Consider the following 15,538-nt stretch of genomic DNA (forward strand, 5'->3'; position numbering starts at 1 on the left):
TTTTTCTTGCTTTCAGCCAGAATCAGCCCGATTGGCCCGCTCCTTTTTGCTTGGTCCTAGGCGGAGCTAGCGGAGAGCCTTATAATGACCCAAATTTGCGCTCCCGGCGCATGAAAAAAGGAGGACTCTCGCTCGCCGAAACAAGAGTCCTCCCAAATTGGCTGTCCGGACCGAAGCCCGGAGACCCACAGCCGTACTGTTGGATATCGGGCTTCGCCCCATCAATACTTTAAGCGACACGTAACACGGACGATCGTTCCGAAGAGAACGACCTTACCGACTACGAAAGACGTCGCATTCGTTCAACCTGCAACCGAACCTGACGACAAAGCAATGACGCAGCCGATCGCGAAACTAGCGCTGGAAGATGGAACCGTGTTTACTGGTTTTTCTTTGGGTGCTGAGGGAGAAGTCGACGGAGAAGTCTGTTTCAACACGTCGATGACCGGTTATCAGGAGATCCTCACCGATCCCAGCTATCGTGGTCAAATCTTGACCATGACCTACACGCAGATCGGTAACTACGGCGTAAACACCGAGGACATGGAGAGCGCCAAGACGCACATGTCGGGGTTTATCGTGCGTGAATGCAGTCGTCGGGTCAGCAACTTTCGGGCGAATCAATCGCTGGACGAATTTCTGAAACAAAACAACGTCGTCGGTCTGACCGGTATCGACACCCGCGCCTTGGTGCGTCGCCTGCGCAACAGCGGCTCCATGAAGGGCGTCCTCTCGACGATTGACCTGGATGACGCGTCGCTGGTCGAAAAGGCCCGCAGCAGCGCCGGCCTGGTTGGTCGCGATCTGGTGCAAGAGGTAATGCCGGCCGAAGGATCCGATTGGAGCGAAAAGCTCAGCCCGTGGATCAAAATGGGGGACAAGACGCGAGCCGAGAAATCGCGGAGCGAACTCGACCTGCATGTCGTTGCTCTCGACTTCGGCATGAAGTGGAACATTCCGCGACACCTGCAAGACATGGGCTGCAAAGTGACGGTAATGCCTGGCTCGTCGACCGCCGATGAGGTGCTGGCGAAAAACCCGGACGCCGTCTTCTTGTCGAATGGCCCGGGAGATCCGGAGCCGCTAGTCGGCCCGATCGAAACGATCCGCGGCTTGCTCGGTAAGAAACCAATCTTCGGCATCTGCCTGGGACACCAACTGCTATCGCTGGCCTGCGGCGCAAAGACGTTCAAGCTGAAGTTTGGACACCGCGGCGCCAATCAGCCGGTACTTGATATGACGACCAATAAGGTCGAGATCACGTCGCAAAATCATGGCTTTGCCGTCGAAGAAGAGTCGCTGCCCGATTGCTTGGAAATCACCCATCGCAATCTTAACGACAATACCATCGCCGGCGTCCAGCACAAGACGCTGCCAGCGTTTAGCGTGCAGTACCATCCGGAAGCCTCGGCTGGGCCGCATGATAGCGAGTACCTGTTCGAGCGATTCCGCGAACTGGTAACGGGCCAGCAAGTCTAGCCGTCACGGTATTGTTCGATCAGCATCACTATGTCGACCGTCGACAGAGAATCACCGCGCTGCAAGCAGCGGCAAAGCTCTTCCCAGTCGGATACCGCCAGCGAGCCTTGGCGGATTAAGACGGGAGGATTTTCGCCTGCTTCATCCAGGCGAACGAAATAGAGCGCCATCGTGCAGACCGGGCAAGCGATCTCGCCGGTCTGCGAGTCTGTAGGCAACGTTACCGCTAGTCGACAATTTGGGCAGGTCGGCGACGTTTCCTCGGCGGACATGCTAATTCTGTCCGCCGGCGGTCGCATATTCGGTGGCGACCTCTGCATCGTTAGACCCGGCCAGCGGCGGCAGGGCTTCTTCGAGTACGCCCTTCGCCTTTGGCCAAACCAGTACCGCCTCGACCATCATCCAGGCCTGCAGGATCAGCGTACCGACGCTAATGTCGAACAGCAGGTACTTCTCGTTCCAGAAGAACCCGGTGTCGCCTCGGAAGAACTCACCCAGCCAAGTCAGCTGTGGGTACTGCTCGATAAATCCGGACGTGTCGCCGTTGAACATGTTCCACAGCGTCGCCAGGGCGGGCAGGAAGAGCATCAGGACCATCGGCGGCAATGCGAACCAGACTGAAATCTTGCGGCGCCAGAGATAGAAAATCGTGACCATCAGCGCGATGCCGGCTAACAGTTGATTGACGGCGCCAAACAGCGGCCAGAGGAGCATTCCCCCGGCGCCTGGCGAGTTGCCAGCGAAAATGGCGACCAGCCCGCCCAGTCCGACCGCAATACCGGTCGCAACGTACTTGTCGGATAGCGGCTTGGTGACCTTCGACGATGCGAAGAGCTCTTGCAGCACGTACCTTTGCAGTCGCGTTGCCGTATCGAGCGTCGTGGCCGCGAAGCTGGCGACCAACACCGCCATGATCCCCAGACCCATTCGCAGCGGAATGCCGATCGCCGTCAGGAAGTTGGCGCCGCCATCGACGAACGCGCCGACCATGTTGCCCAGGTTGTTGAATTTTTTCCAGCCCGCGCTGGCGTCATAGCGGGCTTCCCACGAGGCGCGACCGACCATCGGCGTCCCCTCGGCGGTCATCACCGCTTGGTAGCTGCCGTCGTCGGTCCGTTCGTAGCGTCCCATTCCGACGCCAGCACAGCAGGCCAGGATTACCACGACCGCCAAAGCGCCCTCCAGCAGCATGGCGCCGTAGCCGACGTACTGCGCGTCCTTTTCGTTATCGACCTGCTTGCTTGACGTGCCGCTGCTCACCAGGCAGTGGAAACCACTGCAAGCGCCGCAGGCGATCGTAATAAACAGAAAGGGGAAAATCGGCGGAGCGTCGAGTGGGATGTTCTCGGCAACCGGCGGGGCGCTGGCGAACAGGTCGGCGGCGCCGGTTAGCGATGCGACGACCAGCCCAAGCCCTAGCAGGAAGAGGGCCAGCACCAGCTCATGACTGTTGATGTAATCGCGGGGTTGCAGCAGCGTCCAAACAGGCAACACCGATGCGACAAAACAGTAAATGAGCAGGAGCACCGTCCAGATCACAACCGCGTTGCCGTAGTATTGCCACCAAGAGACGTCAGCCGGCATATCGGCGGGGTTCAGCAGGTTCACACCTAGCAGCTGCGTCAGGTCGATCGGCAGCCAATAGATGCCCACAAAGATCGCCAGGTACATCACGCCAAGCGCCGCTAGCGACGGCCAGAGTAAATTGCCTCCCTTGCGGCAGACGTAGTAACCAATCGCGATGGCAACCGGCACCTCTATCCAGACTGATAAGACCGACTGGGGATACTTCGCAAAAATCAGGGCGATTACCAGGCCGAAGATCGCCAGTACCACGGTTAGCGTCAGGGCCAGGACCATCAGGAACAAGATCTTCGCCCGGGGGTTGATCAAGCGGCCGGCGACTTCGCCAATCGTTTGACCACGATTGCGCAGCGAGACGACGAGGGCGCCAAAGTCATGGACAGCGCCAACGAAGATCGAACCGAAAACAACCCAGAGCAGGGCGGGGAGCCACCCCCAGAAGACCGCGATAGCCGGTCCAACGATAGGCCCGGTGCCGGCGATACTGGTGAAATGGTGTCCGAAGACGACTTCCCGATTGGTTGGCACAAAGTCGACGTCATCGCGGAGTTGGTGACTGGGCGTGACCGCCTCTTGGTCCAGCCGAAAAATCTTGCGACTTAGCCAACGACCATAGGTGTTGTAGGCGAGGATGAATCCAAAGAAGGAGAGCGCAGCGACAATGAGCGTCGACATCGACTATGTGGGGGCAAGAGTAGGGGGGGGGGGGAAGCAAGGTTATATTATAAATTTTAACGGGAGATCGTGCTCGAATACAGGGCGAAGCGGCAAGAATGCTCAAACCTCCTGGCGGTCTTTGCCCAGGTTAAGGAAGTATTTCGGCCGAGCCATCGGCGGAATTGCGAGAATCGCTCCGTAAGGCGATTGCGGCTCGTGTAGAGGGGCGCCGCAGCTACGGCGAAGAAATCATCGAGACAGGGCAGCGTTAGAAGGCCTGACTCTCACAATTCTGATCGTGGACTGCAGTCTGGCCGACCCGAGTGGGTCGACTTGCAGGTTTGCGCCTCGCATTTCCAAAGCCGGCACCGCGACACCTTGCAACTAGCGTCTGCCTGGCACTTGCCCGAGACGCCGTCGCATTTCTCCTTGTCGCACTCTTTTTTCTCGTCGCACTGACGCACCATGTCGTCGTATCGTCGTTTGCAGCCAGGGCAATGGCCGAAGTGCGCATCCATCTGCCGCATCTGGCTGACGGTTAGCGCCTGCGAATGATAGGCGTGCATCTGATTGCGACATTCGCTGCAAGTAAGCGTCGCATAGACCGGCAGTCGCTGCGCCGGGCCGAGCCACAATACTAGCCCGATCACCAGAAACACCGAGCACAAACTGCCGACCGTTTGAACAGCCAGCCGGCGACGACGCAGCACGACGAGGTTCCTGGCGACCTCGGCGAATTCGCCGGATCGACAGGGGCGCCAGGATTTTGGATCGTGCTCGTTCATGCAGTGAGGGCTTCGGCCTTAGGTAGTTAAAACCAGAAAACTACCCAATCGTAAGCACAAGGGAAGGGAAGTTCGGTGTGGAAGTCTACGAATCAGGGTGATTTCGCGGGAAATCTCTACGCACCGAAGCCAAATCGAAGACTTGGCTGTTCGGCGACCTGCGATTCCGGGGCCTCAGGGATTCGCGGCTCGGGCGCCTGAACGCTGTGGGCCAACCGCTGCAGCGAGCGGAGAACAATCCGGCGTCTTCCAACCTTCACGAGACCGTCATTTTGCAATTCGCCCAGGACGACGGTAACGGTCTCGCGGGTGCTCCCAACGATATTGGCCAGATCTTGGTGCGACAGACGGATTTCAAGTTCGACCCCATCCTCGGTCCGTTTGCCGTAGCTTTCAGCCAGTTCTAGCAGCAGATGCGCCAGGCGATCGCGGTTGGACAGGAAGAGCAGGTTCTTCACGCGTCGTTCGATGCGTCGGCGACGGAGCCCGATCAGCTTGGTCACGCCAATCGACAGGCCGGGGCGAGATTCCATCAACTCGTGCATCGCCTCTTTGGGGATCGACACGATCATGGAAGCTTCGACCGCCTCGGCATATTCGTCGCGGGCTTCCCCGTCCAGGATCGACAGTTCGCCAAACAGTTCACCCGGCTCGATAAAGGCCAGAATCGATTGCTTCCCTTCGGGAGTCAGGTGGCAAATCTTTACCCGCCCCGAGGCGAGCAAGAGAACCGTATCCGCTCGTTCGGCGGGGAGGTAAATCGGCGATCGTTTCGCAAAGCGACGGACCCGCGAGCAAGCGTCGAGTCGTTCGATTTCTGTGGCGGACAGTTGCTCAAAGATGCGGCAGTTCTTCAGGTGCCAAATTTTCTCGGTCATCGAGACCCCCAAAATTGTTCGACGCGGATCACGCCCCCGAAAGCAGGGGAGGCCAAGTCGTAGACCGGGCGGACGATTCCTTGGATTCCGGTCAAGTCATGGGCGTTACGACGATTTTGCCAGAGCGGCAAAAAAAAAGACGCCGAAGCCGGCGTCTAAGAAAGCTACCCCCCGAGGACTCGAACCTCGAATGACAGTGCCAAAAACTGTAGTGTTACCATTACACTAGGGGGTAAAAATGTGAAGGCGATATCTTAACCAACAGGCCCGCAGGTCGACAAGAGCCCCTCAGCCGTCAGACGGCTTCTCTTCCGATAAGAGTTCGTTTGGGGGACGCAGGTTCGTCATGGCGAACGACAATTGTTCCATCTCGATCGCCAGATCGACGCTGGAAACCGCAACTTCGGGCGGCAAATGGAGCGTGATCGGCGCGAAATTCAAAATCCCGCAAATTCCGGCCGAGACGATTCTCTCGGCGACTTCCTGAGCGGCGGAAGCCGGAGCGGCGATGATCGCTAGACGGACATCGTACTGCAAGACGATTTCGGGAAGCTCCGAAATGGGCCTGATTTCGATTCCATCGAGCGTCTTGCCGTACTTGTCCGGGTCGGAGTCGACCGCCGAAACAATATCGAAGCCCTGGTGGCTGAATCCCCGGTGTCCCAGCAATGCTCGACCCAGGTTACCGACGCCCGCCAGGACGACCGGCCAGGTGTGATCGGTGCCGATGATCTGCTTGACGGCCGAGACCAGCTCGCTGCAGCGATAGCCGACGCCGGGATAGCCAAAATGACCAAAGTGGGCCAAGTCCTTACGGACTTGGGCGTCTGTAAACCCAAGCAGTTGCCCAAGTTGGGTGCTGCTTGTCGTGACGACGCCATCTCGCTGAAGTCGCTGCAGTTCTCGCAGATATAAGCTGAGTCGACTGACCACCGCTTTGGGAACGGCGTCGGAGGTCGGTTTGTTCTTGTCTTTCGACTTGCTCATCGGATCCGCGGGAAGGAGTACTCGTGGTGACTGCCTTCCTTTACTCTATCGCTTCCGGTTCTTTCAAGGCAACCCAAGACGTCCGCTGGAGCGGCCGATCGGACTAAGGGCGGAGGAGCCGGAAAAATCGCTTTGGCTTCGCGCAACAAAAAAAAACCCATCGCCGATTCTCGGCGAAGGGGCTTTCGGTAGCGTTCTAGACATGGACGAATCTTACGCGCCGGGCAAGCGAATTACTCGGTCAACATGTCTTCGTGGTTGATGTAGATGTTGCCGTTGGTGGTGTTATAGAGCCAGCCATCGGTATCGTTGACGCTGCCAGCGGTCGGATCGGTGGTGATCGCCTTGATCGTCGCGGAATTGGTGTACGAGTTGACCGGCAGTTTCGACAGGTAAGGTCCGAGTTCCGGAGAGTCGGTCGTGGTGCCGTCGTCGTTGGTCTTGATTGTCAGTTCGCTGAGGGTCGCACTTGGTAGGCGGCCTTCGTGTTGGGCACGATAGAGCTGGATTTGCGAGCGAAGCGTGTGAAGGTTGAATTTCACGCTACTGGCTTTGGCGTCATCGGTCGAGTCGGTGAATTGCGGAATCACCGTCGCGGCCAGCACGGCCAGGATAACGACGACGATCAAAACTTCGATCAGCGTGAAACCAGAATGTTTCTTGGTGGACATGGGGATTTGTCTCCTGCGATTTACTTGCCGCCCGGCAAAAAGTAAGTACGTGTTTCTTTATCAGCGACGCGAAACTGCGATCCGCTTCTTGTACTTACGTTACAGCTATGTCGCGTCAAGCAATTCGACTCGGATTCAAGATGCGTTGCGCCTAATATCCATGAGAAGAGGAATTTCCTGGGCGGGATGTAACTGATTTTTCGATTGCAACGAATGCTAGCAGGATGCCGCCCCTTCAAATTATCCATCACTCCCTGTCTGTTTGGCGACGACATTTTATCTAGTCGAACTATCTCAAGATGGTGACCCAGATTGACGATAAGTTACGACATCCAGGTAATGCTTGGGAAAGCTGGGAAGACTGTGCGCGACAGCATCGCCACACTTTCCCCTCCCTGCGTCATCTGGAGCGGTCGGAGGATTCTGCACGGATTTTTCGGATTTGAGGGCTAAGGACACGGCGAGCGCTTCGCCAAACCAGGCCAGGCCCTTTGTCACAACACAGCGATTCTGTCAGCTAAGGAGAATTGGAAATGAGAGCGTTTCTTTGGGCGCCGGTGCTTGCGGTACTGCTTACCGTAGGCTCGGTAACTACGGCTGAAGCGGGCTACTGCGGCCTGTTCAGCTTCCGTAACTGCTGCTGCTGCGAGCCGGTCAGCTATGAGTGCTGCAAGCAACAGTGCTATACGGTCAACAAGACCTGCAAAGAGGTCCAGTACGAAAAGCAAGAGATCACCTGCTACAAAACTGTGTACGACAAGGTGATGGAAGAGAAGACGATTGATTGCGTGCGTTACGAAAAGGAAACGCGCTACAAGGATTGCAGCTACACGGTTTGCAAGCCGGTCTACGAAACCAAAGTCCGCACTTGCACCTATACGGTCTGCAAGCCGGTTTGGGAAACGAAGACCAAAGAGATCAACTACACGGTCTGCAAGCCGGTCTGGGAAACCAAGACCAAGGACATCTGCTACACGGTGTGCAAGCCGGTTTGGGAAACCAAAACCAAGGACATTTGCTACACCACGTGCAAGCCGGTCTGGGAAACCAAGACCAAGGACATCTCGTACACGGTGTGCAAGCCGGTTTGGGAAACCAAAACCAAAGACATTTGCTACACCACGTGCAAGCCGGTCTGGGAAACCAAGACCAAAGAGATCAACTACACGGTCTGCAAGCCGGTTTACGAAACGAAAACTCGTGAAGTTTGCCACACCGTTTGCAAGCCGGTCCACTACACCAAGACCATCAAGGTCAACTGCGGCCACTACGAAACCCAGGTCACCGAAATTCCGGGTCCTGTCGTGAAGAAGTGCGTCCAGGAACCGGGTTGCTGGACTTGGGATCCTTGCTGCTGCAAGTGCGTTTACTGCCCGGGCGAGACGAAAGTCGTCGAAGTCCAGTGCCCGCCGCGCAAGTGCTGCAAGAAGGTTTGGATTCCGGAAGTGAAGGAAAAGACGATCAACTGCGTTAAGTACGAACGCGAAGTGATCAAGAAAGAGTGCCCGTACACCGTCTGCAAGATGGTTCCGGAAACTCGCACCAAGACCTGCACCTACAAGGTGTGCCACATGGTCAAAGAAAACCACGTGAAGACCTGCACCTACAAGGTTTGCAAGATGGTTCCGGAAACGGTCACCAAGACTTGCACCTACAAAGTGTGCCACATGGTCAAGGAAAACCACGTCAAGACCCGCACCTACAAGGTTTGCAAGATGGTTCCGGAACAACGGACCAAGACCTGCACCTACAAGGTCTGCCACATGGTTCCCGAAACGCGTACCAAGGTTTGCACCTACAAGGTCTGCCACATGGAACGCGAAGTGAAGACCAAGGAAGTTCCGTACACCGTCTGCAAGATGGTTCCGGAAACCTGCACCAAGCAGGTGCCCTACACGGTCTGCAAGCCGGTCCACTACACGAAGACCGTTCAGGTTTGCAAGTGCGTGCCGCGTAAGGAAGCCTACACCGTGACGCGTTGCGTCCCGAAAGTGGTCTGCAAGACCGTCCCCGTGACGGTTTGCTGCCCGGCTCCTTGCTGCTGCAAGAGCGACTGTGGTTGCGGCGCCTAGTAACTAGGCCAAGAACGTCCAGCTTCCTCGACGCCTGTTGGCAGGATCGAGGTCCCTGGCCTGGTGGTAAGCGAGCGGTCCGAGTTTCGACTCGGGCCGCTTTTTTTGCGCGCCCTCAATTCTGCTGAAACCAATCTGGTTTGTGGCGAGTTAGCCAGATAACGTTGACCTCGGCGAAGGAATTGCGCGAGAATTCCCTTTCTCTGCGACATTGTCCTCCAGGAGAACTGCGATGAGCGCCGCCAGCGAGCCGACGACCGGTTCGATTGATCCCCCACAATCGACGCAACCGCCGCGCGGTAAGCGGTCAAAACCGGTTTTCGTACCATTTCTTAAGACCGTCGTCCCCTGGCTGAGCGGATTGTTCCTCTTCGCGGTGACGATCACGGTCTTGGATTGGGGCTTCGGCTGGAACTTGCAGGTCGTCTCACGAGCCCGAACCGTATTTGCAGCCGTTTATGTGACCAACCTGATTCGGTACGTGGTTGCCGCTGGAGGGGCGTTTCTGCTGTTTTACGTCGTTTTGCGACGAATCGGCTGGGTGACGCCAATCCAAAAGAAGTTGGCCGCTGCACCGGACATGCGGCGCGAGATTTTCTACAGCATCGCGTCGCTGGCGGTCTTTGCTGGCGTTGGCGTCATCGTTTACTTAGGCAAGGTCGCCGGCGTCTTGCAATTCTACTACGGCGGCAATCCACTGACCGACTACTACTTCTGGTTCTCGGTGGTGGCGATGATCTTGATTCATGACGCCTGGTTTTATTGGTCGCATCGCTTGCTGCACACCAAGTTGTTGTACGCCAAGGTGCATCGCATCCATCACCTGAGTCACAATCCTACGCCTTGGGCCGCTTTCGCATTTCATCCGATCGAAGCGTTTGTCCAAGCGATCATTTTGCCGCTGGCGGCGATCGTTTTGCCGATGCATCCGCTGACGGTCGTGTTCTGGATGCTGTACATGACCGGAATGAATGTGTTCGGGCACCTGGGGTTTGAGCTGTTTCCCCACTGGTTTCTCCGTAGCCGTTGGTCGCGTTGGCATAACACCGGGGTTCACCACAACATGCATCATCGCTGCGTCAGTTCCAACTTCGGTCTCTACTTCAATTTCTGGGATCTTTGGTTCGGCACCAATCATCCAGACTATTACGCCGAGTTTGAGCGAGTGACCGCGGCTTGCGCAAAAGACGCGAGCGACGAGCCGAATTGATTCCCGCAGAAAACTTCGTCGTGATCCCCCTTTTTCTGGAAATATCTCTAGCCCCCTATTTGTATGGAATCTCGCTATTCCTATATTAGGGCCTGGGTATGATGTCGTCATGCCCCAGATTGGGGCGTTCAAAACTTGGTGAGCGCCTTGGTCGCCAACCGAGCAAGTCGCGGATCGGACGATTGCGACGCTTGTTCGAGAGCCGCTTTCGCCGAAGCGGTTCGCACGCCAATTTGATCAATCGCCCAGACCGCTTTTTGCTGAACGGCTGTCGTTTGATCGCTTGTTATCGCGACTAGCAAGGCAGGTGCTTGTCGCTCGGCGGATGGACCGATGCGGCCCAATAATGTGGCCGCCCAATAACGGACGTCCGTCGCGGATGAACTCATTAACTGGGAAAGGGCGGAGGCATCCTCCGTCGCCGGAGTTTCCAACGCTTCCAGTGCGCCGACTGCCGATTCTCGAACCGTTTCCTCGGGATCAGCCGTCAGTCGACACAACGGAACCGCGGCGCTTCGCAACTCGGGTCCGATTTTCGCCAATTGTTCACACGCGTTCCGACGGACGGAAACGTCCTCGCTATTGAGGTGATCGATTAGCTGCGAGAGATCGGGCGCCATTGCAGTTTCCTTTTATCCAGGACAGGGGTAAGGGGACGCACCCAGTTCCTTATCGAGAGGAGTTTTCTCCGTGACGACGGACGCTGCCCATCAATATAGCCAAGCTGCCAAAATCAACGAACTGATCTCTCGTCTCGATCTCGCGCAGAGTGAGCTTGGCGGAACTGTCGCCAACTTGCTTGATGCAATCGCTGCCGGGCCCGGAGAGGCGGTTTTGCTCGCCGAAGTCGATTCTCGCTGGACGTTGATTGCTGCGATCGACCGCGTCGGCACGATTTTGCCGGCGCTCGACAACGCATTTGCCCTCGATGATTTCGCCTTGCTTGAGACGGTTCATCCTGACGATGTCTTGCGAGTCGCGACGACTGTCAAAGAGTCGCTAACCGAGCAGCGACCGTTTGACTTGCAATTTCGCGTTCGTCGCCGCGATGGCGATTGGCGGTTTGTGCGGGACCAAGGTCAAGTCATCGTCGACCGACGGACGCGTCCCCAGGCGGTTGTGCATCGCCTGACGCAAATCCCAGCCTCGACGGCGTCCGATTTTGGCGACGAAGCGAAGACGCTGCGCGAGCTGATTCGCCAACTCGAAACTGAACAGCGGATGACCGCCTGTGAGATTCACGATGGTTTCGTTCAATTGGCGACCGGCGCGTTGATGCACCTGGAAGCGTCGGACATCGTCAACGAAGAGACGTGTCAGGCGAAGCGTCTATTACGCGAGGCGCTGGGTGAAGCGCGACGCTTGATGGGAGGGTTACAGCCTTCTGGTTTAGAAGAAGCCGGAGTGCCGGCGGCGATTGACGATTTTTTGGCGACGGCCAACGGCTTTATCGACATTCCGGTTGCGCTGCATCTCGACGCCCAGTTTCCCCGGCTAACGCCAACAGAAGAATCGACTCTGTTCCGCATCTTGCAGGAAGCGATCAACAACGCCTGCAAACATAGCCAGTCCGAGCGGATTCGCGTCCGTTTGCGCTATCTCGACGGCATCGTGGACGCCGAAGTTCGCGACTGGGGACGTGGTTTTGAATGCGAAGAAACGAGCCATGGTGGGTTTGGCATGAGTAGCATGCGTCAGCGTGCGAAACTGCTTGGCGGCCGCATCCAAGTCACTAGCGCGCCTGGCGAAGGGACGATCATACGGTTCCGCTTTGAAGCGACCCGCTAGTTGGCCTGCTGGGCGTCACGATAGATTTGGTCGATCACTTCGTTGACGCGTAGGCCAGTTTCTCCACTTGCCCGGGGGTCGCGTCCTTCGCTGACCGCCGCGACAAAGTCGGCGATTAGCGGAACGTTGAAATTGGCGTTGGGGGCATGGTGCTCGACCTGGTCTCCCATCTCGTTGCGGATGATGAGCCGGCCCGAGTTGAGCGGCCCCAGGTCGGCGATGCCTTTCGTCCCGATTACGACAAACGAGTCGGGATCTTGCCCGGCGTCGAACAGGCAAGTGACGCTCGCCTGCAGACCGCCAGCGAATTGCAGTACGAAGTTGGCGACATTTTCCACTTCGTGCGTCGATTTTCGCGAGCAAACTTCGCGGACATCAACTACGTCGCCAAACAGTCGCAGCAAGACGTCGATACGATGACTGCCGACATCCATGATCGGGCCTCCGCCTCCTTCGTTCATGGCGACGCGCCACGGAAGCGATCCATCCTCATTCGGCACAATCGGGGCCGAGCAGGCGATTTGCACGGCCAGGATCTCTCCCAATTGGCCCGACTTGATCAACTCGGCAAGGCGCGCCAGCGCCGGATAAAAGGGGCGATAGTAGGCGACCCCCAGCGTCCGCTTCACTTCTTTGGCGGCGTCGATCATCAGTCGACATTCCTGCGGATCAAGGGCCATTGGCTTTTCGACCAGCACATGTTTGCCGGCGGCAAGCGCTGCGAGCGTTTGCGGTAGATGCAGAGCGACCGGTGTGGCGATGTAGACGGCGTCGATATCTGCGTTGGCCAGCAGTTGGTCGGCCGAAGGGTAGCCGTGTGGTACGGAGAAGCCCGCGCAAAACTGCTGGAGTGCATCGGGATCGCGGCGGCAGACGGCCAGCAATTGGCAGCCGTCGACCGCTTGAATCGCGGCCGCAACCCGCTTCCGCACCACGTCGCCGCATCCCAAGATTCCCCATCGCATCGTCACACGCTTTCCTTTCGCTCGAAGATCAAACTGCTGCTGACGAGTCTGTCGCACGGCGTTTCGAGAAGCAACCGGGGAAAGCCAATTGCTACAACCGGCGCGATTGGAAATATCGGGTCCGATTGGGAAAAGAACTCGCATTTCGGCGGCGAGAAAATTTGCGTGCCCCATAACGGTGAGGTAGCCTTGCTCGGTTTTTCTTTCCGGAGTAGGAAGCATGCTGCAGATCATGAGGATCAACGCCGTTTGGGGCGTCGCCTGGATTGCAGCCATCTTCTGCGCGCTGCAAGTCGGCTGCGTGACGCATGCCCGCGGCCGCTGGAATCCTCCGGTCATGGCGCCCCCCAATCCTGCAGCTGCGCCCCAGTCCTCGTGTTTCGGCGTGACGCAATGCGCGGCGACGTTGGAATTGATCGAGCCGGGGAACGCGCTGCCGATTCCCACAACGACCGAACCTGCCGATTTACCGCCTGAGTTGCCCGCCGAGGGGTTCTGGCGCAACCCGAATCTAAACGTCGGTCCACAACGGCTTCCGGCCGTCGAGCCGGAGGCGCCGTCTCCGCTACCCAACGATCGAACCTGGGGCGAGTCGGTCACGCCGATACCGCGCCCCATTCCGCCGGGGCCGACCAAGTCGGGACCGATCGCCGAAATTGAAATCAAGCCGCCGCCGCGCGACGATCGTCTCATGCTGGCCGAAAGCTACTACGCCATGGCGATGGAAGCCGATCGGAAGCTGGACGAGCATGCGATGAGTTTCTACCTCGACGCCATTCTGGGCGCGTGGGACTACATGCAGACGGCGCCGGTCGAACGAGATATCTCACTACAAACCGGACGCGCTTGGATCATTTATCATTCCAGCCTAGCGCGGCTGATTCATATCGCGGCGGCCACCGGTCGCTTTGAAAAAAATATCCGGGTGCGAGTCCCGGAAGATTATGGGTACCGAGTACTAGAAATTGAATACGCGGGCTTCGCCTGGCGGGCCGATGAGTTTGACGAGTGGAACGTCGTCGGCGAGTACCAGTCAAAATACTTGCTGCATCATTACAAACGCCCTGGGCTGGGCGTGCCGCTGGTAATTGTCCGCAATCGTCGACCCGATGATCAGTTTTTGCCGGGGAAAACGCCGTTCAACGCGACCGCCGTGCTGCGGCCGGTGGATGACGAGTTTCGCAGCGACGTGACGATTCCGTGTCCCGATTCCGAGACGCATGTCGAGCGGATGGTTGGCACGCTGCAGCTGTTTAACCCGGACGAATTCGACGATGTCGAGTTTCGCGAGTGCCAAACGGCGCTGGCCGCGGACTGGACGGCGCTGTTCGCCTACATGCTGAGTCACCCGCAGGCCGAACTACAGCGTTCTTCGCATCGTGGAATCGGCGAACCGGCTCCAGCCGGGTTGTTTATGCTCGAACCGCATCAGCCAGGGCGGATTCCGATAGTCTTTGTCCACGGACTTCTATCGGCGCCCTATACCTGGGCGGCGATGGCGAACGAACTTTACGCCTATCCCGAACTCCATAAACGGTACGAGATCTGGGCTTTTCAATATCCGACCGACGAACCCTTTTTGGCATCGGCGGCCGTGTTGCGGCGGCAACTCGACTGTGCGGTGCGGTGTAGTGATCCCGAGGGACGCGATCCTGCGCTCGACAATATGGTCGTCGTGGGGCATAGCATGGGCGGTTTAATCGCCAAGTTGCTGGCGGCGCCCAGCGGAAATACGTTGTGGGAACATGCCGCCTTCGTCCCGATCGAAGAAGTGGTCGCGCCGAAGGATGTGCGGATTCGGCTGCAGCAGAGCTTTTTCTTCTCAGCGACTCCGTACGTGAAAGACGTCATTTATATCGCGACTCCCCACGAGGGTTCCTCTTGGGCGCGACGTTGTTTGGGGCAAACGACCTCGCTGGTGATCGAAGGAATCGAGCATCGTGAGCAAACGCATCAGGAACTCGTGAATGAGAATCCGGCCGCATTTCGCGAAGAACTACGCCGCAGGCCGCCGACCAGCATCGACCTGTTGGAGCCCGACAGTCTGATCCTGAAAGGGATCTATCAGCTGGACGTGGCGCCGGAGGTGCGTGAGCATTCGATTATCGGCCGCGGCTGGTGGTCGATTCACGACGGCGCTTCCGATGGCGTGGTGCCGGTCAAAAGTGCCCGGCTTCCCGGCGTCGATTCAGAAGTGATGATTTCCGCCACCCACATGCATCTGAACAAGCACCCCGGTGCGATTTGCGAAGTGCTGCGGATCTTGCAGGTTCACGCCGATCAACTCCCCTGGGTTCAGCCACACCTGGTGGGGCAGTGTGAGCCTAAGTAGTTGATTTGCGTGATTTTTTTGCTCTAAAGGGCTCGAAAGTCGCCGCTTGCGCAAGAGATTGATGTCTCGGGAATGATCTTTCGCGTGGCTTGCGAACTAACTGTGGTGGCCTTGGCGGCGATGCTCTCCA

Annotated in this window: 13 protein-coding genes; 5 read left to right on the plus strand and 8 right to left on the minus strand. The window is 57.6% G+C overall.

Annotated features, from left to right (window positions below; translation table 11 throughout):
• Window positions 1-333 precede the first annotated feature (333 nt).
• Window positions 334-1,479 carry a glutamine-hydrolyzing carbamoyl-phosphate synthase small subunit gene (carA, locus tag Enr8_RS24570; protein ID WP_146436909.1) on the plus strand — a complete coding sequence of 382 codons (1,146 nt, stop codon included), beginning with the start codon at window positions 334-336 and terminating at the stop codon, window positions 1,477-1,479.
• Here the strand turns inward: carA and Enr8_RS24575 are convergent.
• The 6 genes from Enr8_RS24575 to Enr8_RS24600 all read right to left on the minus strand — a co-directional run bounded on the left by Enr8_RS24575 (window position 1,476) and on the right by Enr8_RS24600 (window position 7,041).
• Complete coding sequence (locus Enr8_RS24575) at window positions 1,476-1,697, minus strand: hypothetical protein (RefSeq protein ID WP_146436912.1); 222 nt, start codon at window positions 1,695-1,697, stop codon at window positions 1,476-1,478. The two genes, carA and Enr8_RS24575, sit on opposite strands and share 4 nt — an antisense overlap.
• 55 nt (window positions 1,698-1,752) lie before the next feature.
• On the minus strand, window positions 1,753-3,738 hold the full coding sequence (locus tag Enr8_RS24580) for a carbon starvation CstA family protein (protein WP_146436914.1): 1,986 nt from the start codon (window positions 3,736-3,738) through the stop codon (window positions 1,753-1,755).
• A gap of 266 nt (window positions 3,739-4,004) precedes the next feature.
• The gene (locus Enr8_RS24585; RefSeq protein WP_186767869.1) at window positions 4,005-4,430 is read right to left on the minus strand and encodes an anti-sigma factor family protein; all 426 of its coding nucleotides are present in this window, start codon (window positions 4,428-4,430) and stop codon (window positions 4,005-4,007) included.
• 191 nt (window positions 4,431-4,621) lie between these two features.
• Window positions 4,622-5,383, minus strand: coding sequence for a Crp/Fnr family transcriptional regulator (locus Enr8_RS24590; protein ID WP_146436918.1), 762 nt, complete (start codon window positions 5,381-5,383; stop codon window positions 4,622-4,624).
• A gap of 288 nt (window positions 5,384-5,671) precedes the next feature.
• Window positions 5,672-6,370 (minus strand): redox-sensing transcriptional repressor Rex, encoded by a 699-nt coding sequence (locus tag Enr8_RS24595; RefSeq protein WP_146436921.1) that lies wholly within the window; start codon window positions 6,368-6,370, stop codon window positions 5,672-5,674.
• 233 nt (window positions 6,371-6,603) lie between these two features.
• Entirely contained in the window at window positions 6,604-7,041 is a 438-nt protein-coding gene (locus tag Enr8_RS24600; RefSeq protein WP_146436923.1) for a type II secretion system protein, read from the minus strand.
• Between the two features lie 533 nt (window positions 7,042-7,574).
• On the opposite strand from Enr8_RS24600, the gene Enr8_RS24605 reads away from it, so the two are divergent.
• Both Enr8_RS24605 and Enr8_RS24610 read left to right on the plus strand, forming a co-directional pair.
• On the plus strand, window positions 7,575-9,113 hold the full coding sequence (locus Enr8_RS24605; protein WP_146436926.1) for a hypothetical protein: 1,539 nt from the start codon (window positions 7,575-7,577) through the stop codon (window positions 9,111-9,113).
• Window positions 9,114-9,345: 232 nt separating this feature from the next.
• Window positions 9,346-10,323 carry a sterol desaturase family protein gene (locus Enr8_RS24610; RefSeq protein ID WP_146436928.1) on the plus strand — a complete coding sequence of 326 codons (978 nt, stop codon included), beginning with the start codon at window positions 9,346-9,348 and terminating at the stop codon, window positions 10,321-10,323.
• Window positions 10,324-10,451: 128 nt separating this feature from the next.
• Here Enr8_RS24610 and Enr8_RS24615 read toward each other — a convergent pair whose 3' ends face one another.
• Window positions 10,452-10,943 carry a HEAT repeat domain-containing protein gene (locus tag Enr8_RS24615; RefSeq protein WP_146436931.1) on the minus strand — a complete coding sequence of 164 codons (492 nt, stop codon included), beginning with the start codon at window positions 10,941-10,943 and terminating at the stop codon, window positions 10,452-10,454.
• Window positions 10,944-11,013: 70 nt separating this feature from the next.
• On the opposite strand from Enr8_RS24615, the gene Enr8_RS24620 reads away from it, so the two are divergent.
• Complete coding sequence (locus Enr8_RS24620) at window positions 11,014-12,111, plus strand: sensor histidine kinase (RefSeq protein ID WP_146436933.1); 1,098 nt, start codon at window positions 11,014-11,016, stop codon at window positions 12,109-12,111.
• Here Enr8_RS24620 and Enr8_RS25650 read toward each other — a convergent pair.
• Entirely contained in the window at window positions 12,108-13,076 is a 969-nt protein-coding gene (locus Enr8_RS25650; RefSeq protein WP_186767871.1) for a Gfo/Idh/MocA family protein, read from the minus strand. The genes Enr8_RS24620 and Enr8_RS25650 overlap by 4 nt on opposite strands.
• A gap of 220 nt (window positions 13,077-13,296) precedes the next feature.
• Here Enr8_RS25650 and Enr8_RS24630 point away from each other — a divergent pair, with 220 nt between their 5' ends.
• Window positions 13,297-15,408 carry an esterase/lipase family protein gene (locus tag Enr8_RS24630; protein WP_146436936.1) on the plus strand — a complete coding sequence of 704 codons (2,112 nt, stop codon included), beginning with the start codon at window positions 13,297-13,299 and terminating at the stop codon, window positions 15,406-15,408.
• Window positions 15,409-15,538: the final 130 nt, after the last annotated feature.

Origin of the sequence: Blastopirellula retiformator (assembly GCF_007859755.1) — a bacterium.
In the GTDB taxonomy this organism is placed as follows: Bacteria; Planctomycetota; Planctomycetia; order Pirellulales; family Pirellulaceae; genus Blastopirellula; species Blastopirellula retiformator.